Origin of the sequence: Paraburkholderia sejongensis, from assembly GCF_020880815.1 — a bacterium.
Taxonomy (GTDB): domain Bacteria; phylum Pseudomonadota; class Gammaproteobacteria; order Burkholderiales; family Burkholderiaceae; genus Paraburkholderia; species Paraburkholderia sejongensis.
Window position 1 is genome coordinate 54,958 of sequence record NZ_JAJITD010000022.1, and the last position, 13,208, is coordinate 68,165.

Sequence of the window (13,208 nt, forward strand, 5' to 3'; positions counted from 1 at the left end):
CGCCCAGCGAAACCGCCCCGCAGCACAGCACCTGTTTCGCCGTTTATCCAATAACGTACAAACAAGGAGACACGCAGCATGCCGGCAGGTCATCGCAATAGGGTGGGAATCATTCTTGGTCTGGTGGGGGCATGGGCGCTGAGCGCGGCCCCGCATGCCGATGCCCTAAGCAGCGTCACGCTGTTCGGGATCGTCGATGGATCGCTGCTGTATACGAGTAAAACCCTCAACGCGACGACCGGCCAGAACGCCGGTCATCAATACTCGTTCACCGATAGCGGGCTGTCCGGCTCGCGCTTCGGAATGCGCGGGGTGGAAGATCTGGGCGGCGGCATGCGCACGATCTTCATGCTCGAAAGCGGCATCAGCGTGGCCAACGGTTCGCTGGGCAATTCGAACGGCAATCTGTTCGGCCGGCAGGCGTGGGTCGGTATCGATAGCCGCTACGGCAACGTCAAGGCCGGCTTGCAGTTCTCACCGTTCTTTCTCGCGATCTACGATGCCGATCCGCGCGAGATGGGCTACTTCGGCAGCGGTCTCATCCCCTATCTGAACAACGTGTACGTGACCGGCCTGTTCAACCCGAACGGCATCTCGTACACGTCGCCGGAAATCGGCGGCTTGCAGGCAAGCGGCATGTTTGCGTTCGGCGGCAGCGCCGGCAACTTTCAGGCGGGGCGGCAGTACTCGGGGAGCGTGCGCTATCACTTCGGCGGCCTGACGCTCGATGGCGGGCTATACAGCGGCAATGCGGGAGGCAGCGCGGCATCGATCGCGATTCCGAGCGTGGTCGCGTTCTGGGGACGCACGCTCGGCGCGCGCTACTCGTTCGACAACCTCACGTTGAAAGCGTCGTACACGCAGTACAAGGTCGCCGGTTCGTTCAACAATCGCGTGTACTCGGGCGGCGCGAGCTACGGCATCACGCCGGCGCTGAATATCGATGCGGGTATCTGGGTCACGCGCGACGCGAACGACGGCTCGAACAATTCGATCCTCGCGTCGAGCGGGCTCACCTACTCGTTGTCGAAGGCGACGGTCACCTATGCGCAGGTCGGCTTTGTGACCAATCACGGCCGCATGCATACCGGGCTGTCGGTCAACAACGCGCTGAATCTGCCGACCGGCACGACCGCGGGCGTGAACGTCGGCATCCGGCATACGTTCTGAACGAGGTCTGCACAGCTCGCAGATCGCTTGCAAAAGAAACGGGCGACGCATGCCTGATCGGCATGGCGTCGCCCGCGGGTTACCTGCCAGATGCTGCTTAGAACTTCACTTTAAGCGTGCCCTGCACGGTCTGGCTCGTGGTGCCGCCGCCGAACTTGCCGGCGTAGTTCAAACCGAGCGTGGTCGCGTCGCTCACCTTGAAGTCCACACCCGCCTGCACGAGTGCCGCATTGCGCGCGATCGGCACACCGGCGACGGTGAACGGATCGCTGCCGGCAAACGCGAGCGTCGACTCGGGCACAGTGTTGCCGAACGCGCGTTGCCATGCGAGCGTGCCGTTCAACGTGACCTTCGTCTTGCTGCCGAGCGCGAGGTCGGTCGAGCCGCGCACACCCACCGTCGAGAACGCCGTGTTGGTGTTGCCCGACTTGCCGGCCAGCGCCGCCGCGCCGCCCTGCTCGGTGAAGCCGCTGTTGCGCAGATTCACATAGGCCACGTTGACGAACGGCTCGATCGTCGCGGCCGGCAGTTTGAAGCTGTAGCCGACGTCGCCGAACACCTGCGCGGTGCGGGCGTTGTAGCTGCCGCTCAGACTGTCGGAATAGCCGACGAACGACGGCGAACGGCTGGTGTCGAGCGAATGCCAGGAAACCGCCGCACCGCTGCGCAAGCCGAGGTTGCCCAACTGCGTGCCGCCATAAACGCCGAGGTGATAGTTATTGCTGCTGGCCGACGAATTGCGGTCGTCGACATTGAAGTTGCTGCGGCTATAACCGGCCAGCGCACCCACGCGCCAACGTTCGGCGACCAGCGTGTCGGTGCCGATGAGGAAGCCGCCGGTGCTGTCACGCAGACGCGCGGCATTGCCGTCGCCATCGATGTCGCCCCACGCACCGAACGCCCGCGCCCACACGGCCGGTTCGGTTTCGCGAGCCGAGCAGCCGGCGGCGGCGCCGCCCGCGGTCGCGATGGCGTCATCCGCACCCGCCGCGCAGAAGCTCTGCCGCACGCGGCCGATCGCGGTATCGCGGATATAGCGGCTGTCGTCGATCAACGCGGTCTTCACCGACGCGTGCAGCTCGCCCGACAGCTGGTTGAACGCGAGACGCGCATTTTCGTCGTTGCTCTGCATGCTGACCGCGTCCTTCATCGCGTTGCCGTCGGGCAGCGTCTGCAACGCAGCCGCGGTGGCGATTTCGTTGCGCGTGTTCGCTGCATCGACGAAGTCGCGCATCTTCACCGACTTCAGGTAGACGTGGTTCGCGTCATACGCATCGGTCAGACCATAGAACGCGCCGTTCAGATCGCCGCTGAGCGAGTAGCTGCCGGTCACGCCGTCGGTCGCGCTCAACACCGTGTACTGTGCATTGAGCGGATAGACGCCCGGCGCGATCTTCTCGACATTGAGCACCGCGCCCGGATCGATCGTCGCCGCGCCGTTCACAACGATCTGGTCGGCGGTGTTGTTCGACGGGTCGATCTGCGTGTGATAGGTGGAACCGGCGGCCTGCGAGAAATCGCCGTTCACGTGCAGCGTGCCGATCGAGTTGCCTGGTGAGATCGTGCCGCCCCCCTCGATGCTTGTCTGGCCGAGTGTGCCGTTGCCGCCGAGCGTCGCGTGGTTCTGCACGGTCACCGCCGAATTGCCGAGGTAGCCGTTCACGCTGAGCAGGCCGTTCCGTACGGTGGTTGCGCCGGACAGATTGCTGTCGCCGGTCAGATTCAACGAGCCCGAGCCGGTTTTGGTCAGGCTGCCGGTGCCGTCGATCGCATTCGCGAAAGTAGCGGCGCTCGCCTGGTCGATCACCAGCGCGCCATCGTTGACGATCGCGCCCGAGCCGAAGCTCGCCGCCGAGCCGACCAGCGTGCCGCCGGTGATCGTGGTGCCGCCCGCGTAGCTGTTGGCGCCGCCGAGCGTCAGCGTGCCGGCGCCGGCCTTCGTGATGCTGCCCGCGCCGTCGATCGTGCCCGCGAACGTCGTATCCGTGCTGTTATTGGCCGTCAGCACGGTCTGCGCCGACGCACCGAGATTCACCGTACCCTCGCCCGCCAGATTGTTCGCGGTCTGTGAGAAGTCGTTCAGCGCCAGCGTCGCGCCGCTGTTGATCGTCACCGCCGAGCTGTCGGCAAACGCGTTGTCGATGCCGGCGGCGAGCGTGCCGCCGTTCACGGTGGTCGTGCCGGTGTAGGTGTTTTGCGCAGACAGCGTCAGCGTACCCGCGCCGTTCTTGGTCAGGTCCGTGCCGTTCCAGCCGGTAGCGGACGCGACCTGGTCGGACAGCACCGTGTCGGCGTTGAAGGTTTCAGTTGCGTTTGCGAGCGTGAAGGTGCCATTGCCACCGGTTGCGCCCGCCTCCCATTTCAGGCCGAAGCCGACGCCGTAATTCAGGTTATCCGCGCTCTTGTGCGCGGCGAGGGTCAGATAGTCGACCGTGCTGGCCGCGCCGCCGAGGTCGACCGACGTGAACTCGCCGGTGATGCCGTTGGTGGTTTGAATCACGTTGAACACGGAACCTGTCAGCGCGCTCGCCGACGCGGGCTCCGGCGTGGAGAAGCCGGTGACGCGCAGCGCGCCGTCCAGATTCGCACTATCCGCGCTGACCACCGGCGCGTTCGCGCCCACCTGGATGTTCAGCGTCGAATCGGCCGCCTGCGTGAAGGTGCCGCTCGCCGCGAGTTGCGACACGCCGTCGATCGTCGTGGTCGCGCCGCTTTGCGTCGTGTAGTCGGTCACGTCGAACGCGCCGCTCTGGCTCAACTGCAGCGTGCCCGCATCGACCGACACCGCGCCCGCGCTCGTCGCCGCACTCAGTGTCGCGGTGCCGGCGCCGGTCTTCGTGAGGCTGCCGCTACCCGACAGGTTGCCGGACAGCACGCCGCTGTCGGCGAAGTCGAGCTGCAGCGCCGCGTTGTTGATAATCGCGCCGGTGCCGAGCGCGCTCGCGTTGGTGGCGACGAGCGCGCCGTCCGAGACCGTGGTGCCGCCGCTGTAGCTGTTGATGCCGCTCAACGTGAGTTCGCCCGCGCCGGTCTTGGTCAAGCCGCCCGCGCCTGCGATCGTGCCGGACAGCGTCAGATCGGACGCGTTATTGGCGGTCAGCACCGCTTCAGCCGACGAACCGAGATCGATCGATCCCGCGCCCGACAACTCGTTGGCAGTCTGCGAATGGCCGTTCAGCGCGAGCGTCGCGCCACTGTTGATCGTCACGCTCGAGCTGTCGGCGAACGCATCGTCGATCCCGGTGGCAAGCGTACCGCCATTGACCGTGGTCGCTCCCGTGTAGGTGTTCTGCTGCGACAGCGTCAGCGTACCGGCGCCGTTCTTGGTCAGATCGGTGCCGTTCCAGCCCGTGGCCGAAGCCGACTGGTCGGACAGTGCGACGTCGAGATTGAACGCTTCAGACGCATCCGTCAGCGTGAACGTGCCGTTGCCTTCGGTCGCGCCCGCGTTCCACGTCAGGCCAAGGCCGACGCCGTAGCTCAGGTTGTCCGCGCTTTTCTGCGTGGTGACCGACAGATAATCGACCGGGCTCGTCGCGCCACCGACGCTCACCGACGAGAAATCGCCGCTGATACCGTTCGTCGTACTGATCACGTTGATCGTCGAGTTCGGCACCTCGCTGGCCGCCCCCGGCTGCGCGGCGCTAAAACCCGCCACGTTCAGCGTGCCGCCGAGCGATGCGCTGTCGGCCGTGATCAAAGGTCCGTTCTGGCTGCTGACGTTCACGCTGAGAACCGAGTCGGTCTGCTGCGTGAGCGCGTTGGCGATCTCGAGCTGGGCGTCGGCGCCGAGCACGGTCGACGCGCCGCTGCCCGTGGTCAGGCTATCCGACACTGTGAACACGCCGCTCTGCTCGAACGCGAGCGTGCCGGCCGAGACGTTCACCGTGCCCGCGTCCGAGTCCGCCGCGCTCAGCGTCGCGGTGCCCGCGCCGGTCTTGAGCAGCGTGCCCGAGCCATTGATCTGGTTGGCCAGCGTGCTGTCGTTCGCGAAGTCCAGTTGCAGCGTTCCGCTATTGGCGATTGCGCCGCTGCTGAGCGCACTTCCGCTGGTTGCGCCCAGCGTGCCGCCGGAAATCGTCGTGCCGCCCGTATAGGTGTTGGTGCCGGCGAGCGTCAGCGTGCCGGTGCCGGTTTTGTTCAGGGCGCCCGAGCCGTCGATCTCGCCCGAGAACGTAGTGTTGGCGCTGCCGCCCGACGTCAGGCTGGCCGTGCCGAGCAGCACCGAACCGGTGCCGGACAGGCCGTTCGCGGTCTGGTCGAGGTTGTTCTGGCTCAGGTCCAGCGTACCGTCGACTGCAACCGTACCGCTGCCTGCAAACGCATTGGCAACGCCGCCGAGCAACGTGGCATCGCTCGCGACCACGGTCGCGCCGGTATAGCTGTTGCCGCCGTTCGACAGTTCGAGCGTGCCGCCGCCCTGCGTGGTGAGACCGCCGCTGCCGGCCAGCAGGCCCGTCACGTTCAGCGTGTTGCCGGCCTCGACGGTGGCTAGCGCATTGCCGCCGAGGTTGATGTTGCTGGTGGCCGCGAGCGTGCCGCTGCCGGAAATCTTGCCGCCGTCGCTCACGTTGATGCTGTTCGCGTCGAGCGTGAAGAGGCCGCCGGCGACGTCGATCGTGCCGCCGTTTTGCAGGTTCAGCGTCTGTGCGCGCACGCTCGTTCCGTCGTTGCCCTGCAAGGTGCCCGCGGTGCCGTTGCCGGTGGTGATCGTGAAGGTGCCGCCTGACTTGCTGCCGTAATTGACGCCGTCGGCCAGCACGAAATTGCCGCCCTGCACCAACGTATTGGCCTGAATCGCCGAGTCGTAGCTGGTGCTCGCGCCGTTGTCGCCGTAGAAGACCACGTCGCCGTCGCCGGTCTTGTTGACCGTGACCGTCGAGCCGGCGATCGAGCCGAGCGGATCGTAGAACAGGATCTGATTGCCGGCCGCGGTGTTCAGAGTCAGCGTGCCCGACGAACCGAGATAAATCGCATTCGGCCTGCCGGTGCCCGCGACTGGCTGGTAGGACGAATTGAACTGAACACCCTGCTTATTGCCCTGGAACACGATGTTGTCCGTCAGCGCACTCAGCGATACCGTGCCGGACTGCAGATAGATTGCGCCGCCGTAAGTGGACGCGTAGTTGTCGAGGAACTGCGTACCGGATTGCAAGCTCACCAGCGCCGCGGCCGAATCGTAATAGATCGCACCGCCCGAGCCTTCGCCGGCGCCGCTGCCGGCCTTGATCGCGTAGTTGTTCCGGAAGATCGCGGCGTCGTTGAAAATGTAGCGGTAGTTGTACGACGAGCCGTTGCCGAACGCGCTGAGCGCGCCGCCGTATGCGGAGCCACCCGCGCCGGTCGAGACCACATAGTTGCCGTCGAACAGCACGGGAGCGTTGAACTGGACGACCGACGCGCCCGAACCCGGGGAGGTGTAGCCGATATTGATCGCGCCGCCGCGCGGATTGCCCGTGCCGGTCTGCGCGCTGACGACGTGGTTGCCGGTGAACGTGGCGTCGCCGTTGAAGGTCAGCGTGGAGGCGCCGCCCCAGATGTCGATAGCGCCGCCGAAGTAGTATTTCGCGGAGTTGTTGTTGAACACGGTGTTGCCGTTGAACGTCATTACACCGGGGCTCTGGTACATCGCGATCGCGCCGCCGTAGTTGTCGGTGCTGTTCGAGTCGAACGTGTAATCGCCGTTGAACGTCGCGTTGCCGGCGTACATCGAGATCACGCCGCCGCCGTCGCCGGTCGACACGTTGTTGGAGAACGTGACGCCATCCGCCCCGCTGCCGGCGTTCACGTTCATATACGTGCTGCCGGTCGTGCCGTTCAGGTAGAACACGTTGCCGAAACCGCCCTGCAAGCCGTTGAACGTGACGTTATTAAGATTGATATTCGACGTATGCGCACCGCCAGCATCGTAAAATATCGCATAACCGGAATTAGCGGTTTGCCCGAAATTCAGGTTCGAAAGCGTGATTGAATTGTTATTGACGGCATTCGTTAAATTGAATATGTAATTACCGCTTCGCGTAACGGCATTACCATTGCCGTCGAGTTCCAGCGTCGAATGAGCGGCCGTATTCAACGAAACGGCGTTATTCCAACTCGCATTGGAGTTGAGCGTAAAGCGATATGCGGAGGCGGACCAGTTCGTGCCGGAATTGAGATAGGTGCCGATATCGGTTCCCGCCGGGATAACCACCTGCGCAGATGCAAACGGCGCGGCCGCCAGCAGTGCAATCTGGGCGGCCGCCGCGGCGATCGGCTTTCTGACGAAAACATGCCTGCTGCGCACGCGCGCGGCGACGGCATCGCTGCCCAACCTGGACTTGCCGCTGCGCGTCACGAGTTCGGATACCGCGACCCACGCATTTAAGGATCTATTCCAGATACAGCGATACGCCTTATTCATCTTTATGCCTGTTATACGAAAGAGCCAAAGGATTCCCTCGGAGTCGCGATACGATCCGCATGGGGTATTCGGGGGTGACGTGGCGCATCGAAGGCTTGCACCAAGCTTTTCTGTTTTTTTTGCGATCGTAACTTGCAACTTGTCGTAGAGGGAATCAGACTAATCCGAATGCAATCCCGCTCACCCGTGTTTTCTGACATTTATTGACAAAATCGATATGAGGCGAAAAACGCGGAAATGGCGGCAAAAATGGCATGAAAACGGCACGAAAACCGTGGATTCCAAACAGCGCGCAAGGCAAATGGCGATCGCAGCAAATTCGGAAAGTACGACGAGTTTTCGGACTGAGCACGACCTAACCACGCGGCTTTAAAGCAACGAAAATAGACGGACCGGCGTCGGGAATCAGGGCTCCGGAGCGATGTTTCGAAAAACCCATGCGCACCGGGATAGCTTCTGCATCGCAGAATAAGCAGCCGCGCCGGCCGCGCCATCAACGCATCGTTGGGACCCTCCCCTCCTCCCTCGCATCCGCACGATATGCCGCATCTTCCGCATGGACCCCAGACACCGGCGCCGCTCATTGCATCGGGCGCCAGCATTCCCAAGCGTCTCGGCCGCGCCTGGTGACCGTCTAAGTGACTTCCCTAATAATCTGCAATGCAGAACAAGCGGGCGCAAAAACCTATTGACGGAAAGCGAACGCCCGTGCCAAATTTCTCCGGCACTACCGCGCCTTTTCGTGTTCGGCAATGCGCTCGAAAGCGCGCGGTTTCAAGCATCGGCGGTCCGGGTGCGGTTTGACTTCGGACCCGCGGCCGCCGTTCCGTCCGCACCTGTCGCGCGTCGCCGCGCGGCATGCGCCGTCGCCGATGCAACGCACAGCGGTACGTCCAGTGGGAGGATATCGAAGCGTGGATATGTTCTTGCAGCAGGTCCTCAACGGTTTGACGCTAGGCGGCATCTACAGCCTCGTCGCGCTCGGTCTCACGCTGGTCTACGGCATTCTCGCGGTGCCGAACTTCGCGCACGGCGCGTTCTATATGGTCGGCGCGTTCGTGTCGTTCTTTCTGATCAGCCGCCTCGGCGTGAACTACTGGTTCGCGATGCTCGGTTCCGGCCTCGCGGTCGCGCTGCTCGCGATCCTCGCCGAGCGCCTCGTGTTCCATTCGCTGCGCAAGTCTTCCGAACTGCATCCGATGATCGCCGCGATCGGTCTGCTGCTGTTTCTCGAAGCCGGCGCGCAGGCGCTGTGGGGCGCCGATTTCCACCGGATGCCGACGCCTTACACCGGCATTGTCGATCTGGGCGGCGTCAGCGCGCCCTTGCAGCGGCTGCTGATCATCGGCGCGGCCTTTGCGCTCGTCGCGCTGCTGCAACTGTTCCTGCGCTACACGGTGATCGGCGCCAGCGTAATCGCGATGGCGCAGGACCGCGAAGGCGCGTCGCTGATGGGCATCGACACGAACAAGGTGACGATGCTCACGTTCGGCATCTCGGGCCTGCTCGCGGCCGTCGCCGCCACCCTCTATGCGCCGATCAATCTGGTCTTTCCGGCAATGGGCCAACTGGTCATCCTGAAGGCCTTCGTCATCATCATTCTCGGCGGCATGGGCAGCGTGCCGGGCGCGATCGTCGGCGGGCTGATCATCGGCATGGCGGAGAGCTTCGGCGCCTTCTATATCTCGACCGACTACAAGGACATCATCGCGTTCGTGCTGCTGGTGGTGATTCTGTCGGTACGTCCCCAAGGACTCTTCGCGAGGCAATTGCGCGCATCATGAAATTATTCGAGGGCAAGACGGGCTGGACGCTGCTATTCGCGCTCGGACTCGCGTTTCCGTTCGCCGCGAGCAACGACTACATGCTGACCGTGATGTCCACCGCGTACATCTTTGCGCTGGCCACCGTGGGTCTGAATCTGATCACCGGCTACACCGGCCAGTTCAATCTCGCGCACGGCAGCTTCATGGCGCTCGGCGCGTATACCGTAGGTATCCTGACCGTCGATCATCAGGTGCCGTTCTGGCTCGCGTTCGTCGCCGCGGGTGTGGTGGTCGCGGCGTTCGGCGCGCTGGTCGGGCTCGTATCGCTGCGTCTGCGCGGCCACTACTTTTCGATCTTCACGCTATGCGTCGGCTACATCATGTTTCTCGTGATCGAGAAATGGGATTCGCTCACGCATGGGGTGACGGACATCATCGGGATTCCGGCGCCGTCGGGTTTCGGGCTCGTGTCGTTCGAGACGCCGCGCGCGCTCTACTACCTGACTTTCGCGTTTCTGGTGCTCGGCGTGTGGCTGATGCATCGCATCGTCAACTCGCTGCTCGGCCGCACTTTCATGGCGATCCGCAACAGCGACGGACTCGCGCAATCGCTCGGCATCAACCTGATGCGCAACAAGGTGCTCGCGTTCGTGCTGTCGGTGATCTATGCGGGGCTCGCGGGCGGTCTCTATGCGGGCGCGGTGCGCTTTCTCGGCCCGGACCTCGCGGGCGTCGAGCATACCTTTGACATGACGATGTACATGCTGGTCGGCGGTATCGGCACGCTGGCCGGCCCGCTGCTCGGCGCGCTGCTGGTGCCGTGGCTCACGCAGTATCTGCAGTTCCTGCAGGAATATCGCTTCGTCGTGTTCGGCCCGATCCTGATTCTGCTGGTGATTTTCCTGCCTAACGGCATCGTCGGGCTGTATCACGCGCGGCAGCACAAACGCGCGGGCCGCGCGGCAGCGTCGAACGGCGGTGCCAACGCGGCGCAAAACTCGCGCGCGCCGCGGGCCTCGCATGGAGACGGTCATGCTTGAAATCGACTCGCTCAGCAAACGCTTCGGCGGTCTCGTCGCGGTCGACGATGTCAGCACTCGCATCGAGGCCGGCAAGATCAACGCGATCATCGGGCCGAACGGCGCCGGCAAGACTACCTTCTTCAATCTGATCAGCGGCGCGCATCTGCCGTCGTCCGGACGCATCGTGTTCAACGGCGAGGACGTGACCAGACTCGGCGCCGACCGGATGGCGCGGCTCGGCGTCGCGCGCACGTTCCAGTCGACCGCGCTGTTCGATCGCGCGACGGTGCTCGACAACCTGATCGTCGGTCACCGGCTGCGCACGCAGTCGGGGCTGTGGGATGTACTGCTGAATACGCGCCGTCTGCAACAGGAAGAACGGGTCTGTCGCGACAAGGCCCGCGAAGCGCTCGACTTCGTCGGCCTTGCCGCGCTCGCGCAGCGGCTCGCCGGCGACATCTCGCAGGAAGAGCGCAAGCGCGTCGCGTTCGCGCTCGCGCTCGCCACCGAGCCGAAGCTGATGCTGCTCGACGAGCCGGCCGGCGGCGTCAATCCTGAGGAAACCGAAGGACTGGCCGAGCTGATCCGCAAGCTGGTGAAGCACGGCATCACGGTATGCCTCGTCGAACACAAGATGAACATGATCATGAAGCTCGCGGACCGCATCATGGTGCTCAACTACGGGCGCAAGATCGCTGAAGGCACGCCGGCCGAGGTTCGCGCGAACCCGGCCGTGATCGACGCTTACCTCGGGAGCGAGCATGCTGAAGTTTGACAACGTATCGCTCGATTACGGCAGTTTCCGCGCGCTCGACGGCATCAACCTGCATGCCGGCGACGGCGAACTCGTCGTGCTACTCGGCGCCAACGGCGCGGGCAAGAGTTCGATCTTTCTGACGATGAGCGGGCTGCGCCGCGCGGCCGGCGGCAGCCTGCGCTTCGGCAATCGCGAACTGCTAGGGATGACGCCCGCGCAGATCGTCAGAAGCGGCGTGATCCAGTGTCCCGAAGGACGCAAGCTGTTTCCGGGCATGTCGGTGCTGAAGAATCTGACGCTCGGCGCGTACGTGCACCGCGGCGACCGGGCCGGCAACCGGCGCAATCTCGACCAGGTGTTCAGCCTGTTTCCACTGCTTGCCGAGCGCAAGGATCATGCGGCCGGCTCGCTGTCCGGCGGCCAGCAGCAGATGGTCGCGATCGGCCGCGCGCTGATGGCGCGCCCGAAGGTGCTGCTGCTCGACGAGCCGTCACTCGGCCTCGCACCGCTGGTCGTCAAGCAGGTGTTCGACGTGATCCAGCAGATCAATCGCGCCGGCACCACGGTGCTGCTCGCCGAACAGAACGCGTTCGCCGCGCTGAAGATCGCGCATCGCGCGTATGTGATCGAGAACGGCCGCATTGTGCTCGAAGGCGATCACGCGAGCCTGATGAATAACGAGGCGGTGCGGCGCGCTTATGTCGGCGGTTAGCGGCGGGCAGCGACGCTTCGCACCTCTACACAACGTATCCCGCAGAACGGGCAATCATCCCAAGGAGACAGGAATGACGAAACAACGCTTGCGCGCTCGCACCGGAGGGCTGGCGATCGCCGCGGCCGCCGCGCTGCTCGGCTCCGGCGCCGCGATGGCGCAGCAGGTCGTGCACATCGGCTTTTCGGGACCGCTCAGCGGCGGCGCCGCGAAGTACGGCCAGGAAGTGCTCGACGGGATGCGGATGGCCGCCGACGACGTCAATCAGGCCGGCATCGACGTGGCCGGCAAGAAGATCAAACTCGAAATCGTCCCGCTCGACGACAAATACAATCCGAGCGAAACCGCGATCAACGCGCGGCGGCTCGCCCAGGAGCAGCAGGCCGCGGTCGTGCTGGTCCCGCATTCGGGCGGCGGCTTCGCGGTGCAGACCAGCAACGAGCAGCAGAAGCTGTTGCTGCTGTCGTACACCAGCGTGCCGCAGATCAGCGAGCGCGGCAACCGGCTGACGGTGCGGATTCCGCCGGCGTTCACGTCGTATCTGGACGCGTTCATCAAGTACGAGATGAAGACCTACGGCAAGAAGGCCGCGCTCGCAGCGACCGATACCGACTACGGCAAGGTCTGGGTCGCCGCGTTCAAGCCCGCGTGGGAAGCGGCCGGCGGCACGATCGTCGCCGACAACGCGATGTCGTATAACCGCGCGACCGACTTTTACAGCGGCGTGAGCCGCGTGCTCGCGGCCAAGCCGGACGTGATGTTCATCGGCGGACCGTCGGAGCCGACCGGCCTCGTCGCGCAGCAGGCGCGCGAACTCGGCTTCAAGGGCGGCTTCATCGTGATGGATCAGGCCAAGCTCGACGAGGTCGCGAAGGTCACCAACGGCTATGCGCCGCTCAATGGCGCGATCGGCGTGCTGCCGCTCGCGAACGAGACGACGCCGAACGCGAAGTCGTTCGTCGAGCGTTTCCGCAAGACCCATGGCGGGCGCGATCCGAGCCAGGAGGTGTCGCTGAACTACACGGCCGTGTATGCGACTGCGCTCGCGATGAAACTCGCCGGCACCACCAGCGATGCGAGCGCGATCCGCAATCAGTTCGACAAGGCCGTGAAGGCGTTGCCGCCGCAAAACAACCCGCAGAGCGTGACCGGGGTCGACGATCGTGGCGGTTTCGTGATCGGCAATCCGCTTGCGGCGGTAATTCAGGGCGGGCAGTTGAAGGAGGCGTCGCTCACTTCACTGACGGCGGCGAAATAAGCGTCGTACTCGAATCGTTCTGGAATTTATAGCGGAACTGGAAGCATGAAAAAAGCGCGGTGAATTTCACCGTGCTTTTTCTTTCTGCCGCGGGCGGGAACCTCCTCGGTTCCGTTATCC

7 protein-coding genes are annotated in these 13,208 nt (G+C 64.1%); 6 read left to right on the plus strand and 1 reads right to left on the minus strand.

Features of this window, described 5'->3' with window-relative positions:
* Positions 1-78: 78 nt before the first annotated feature.
* Positions 79-1,170 (plus strand): porin, encoded by a 1,092-nt coding sequence (locus LJ656_RS30650; RefSeq protein WP_230513218.1) that lies wholly within the window; start codon positions 79-81, stop codon positions 1,168-1,170.
* Between the two features lie 97 nt (positions 1,171-1,267).
* Here the strand turns inward: LJ656_RS30650 and LJ656_RS30655 are convergent, their stop codons facing one another.
* Positions 1,268-7,573, minus strand: a complete 6,306-nt coding sequence (locus LJ656_RS30655) for an autotransporter domain-containing protein (RefSeq protein WP_230513219.1) — start codon at positions 7,571-7,573, stop codon at positions 1,268-1,270.
* Positions 7,574-8,493: 920 nt separating this feature from the next.
* Between LJ656_RS30655 and LJ656_RS30660 the strand changes: the two genes are divergently transcribed.
* The 5 genes from LJ656_RS30660 to LJ656_RS30680 all read left to right on the plus strand — a co-directional run bounded on the left by LJ656_RS30660 (position 8,494) and on the right by LJ656_RS30680 (position 13,088).
* Complete coding sequence (locus LJ656_RS30660) at positions 8,494-9,357, plus strand: branched-chain amino acid ABC transporter permease (RefSeq protein WP_268998843.1); 864 nt, start codon at positions 8,494-8,496, stop codon at positions 9,355-9,357.
* Positions 9,354-10,379: a branched-chain amino acid ABC transporter permease gene (locus tag LJ656_RS30665; RefSeq protein WP_230513221.1), complete on the plus strand. Its 1,026-nt coding sequence runs from the start codon at positions 9,354-9,356 to the stop codon at positions 10,377-10,379. The genes LJ656_RS30660 and LJ656_RS30665 overlap by 4 nt, the downstream gene beginning before the upstream one ends.
* Positions 10,372-11,136, plus strand: a complete 765-nt coding sequence (locus LJ656_RS30670) for an ABC transporter ATP-binding protein (RefSeq protein WP_230513222.1) — start codon at positions 10,372-10,374, stop codon at positions 11,134-11,136. The genes LJ656_RS30665 and LJ656_RS30670 overlap by 8 nt, the downstream gene beginning before the upstream one ends.
* The gene (locus LJ656_RS30675) at positions 11,123-11,830 is read left to right on the plus strand and encodes an ABC transporter ATP-binding protein (protein ID WP_230513223.1); all 708 of its coding nucleotides are present in this window, start codon (positions 11,123-11,125) and stop codon (positions 11,828-11,830) included. The genes LJ656_RS30670 and LJ656_RS30675 overlap by 14 nt, the downstream gene beginning before the upstream one ends.
* Before the next feature lie 73 nt (positions 11,831-11,903).
* Positions 11,904-13,088 (plus strand): ABC transporter substrate-binding protein, encoded by a 1,185-nt coding sequence (locus LJ656_RS30680; RefSeq protein WP_230513224.1) that lies wholly within the window; start codon positions 11,904-11,906, stop codon positions 13,086-13,088.
* Positions 13,089-13,208 lie beyond the last annotated feature (120 nt).

Coding starts and splice junctions, on each gene's coding strand:
- LJ656_RS30650 (WP_230513218.1), top strand. CDS start 79: ATGCCGGCAGGTCATCGCAATAGGGTGGGAATCATTCTTGGTCTGGTG.
- LJ656_RS30680 (WP_230513224.1), top strand. CDS start 11,904: ATGACGAAACAACGCTTGCGCGCTCGCACCGGAGGGCTGGCGATCGCC.
- LJ656_RS30675 (WP_230513223.1), top strand. CDS start 11,123: ATGCTGAAGTTTGACAACGTATCGCTCGATTACGGCAGTTTCCGCGCG.
- LJ656_RS30670 (WP_230513222.1), top strand. CDS start 10,372: ATGCTTGAAATCGACTCGCTCAGCAAACGCTTCGGCGGTCTCGTCGCG.
- LJ656_RS30655 (WP_230513219.1), bottom strand. CDS start 7,573: ATGAATAAGGCGTATCGCTGTATCTGGAATAGATCCTTAAATGCGTGG.
- LJ656_RS30665 (WP_230513221.1), top strand. CDS start 9,354: ATGAAATTATTCGAGGGCAAGACGGGCTGGACGCTGCTATTCGCGCTC.
- LJ656_RS30660 (WP_268998843.1), top strand. CDS start 8,494: ATGTTCTTGCAGCAGGTCCTCAACGGTTTGACGCTAGGCGGCATCTAC.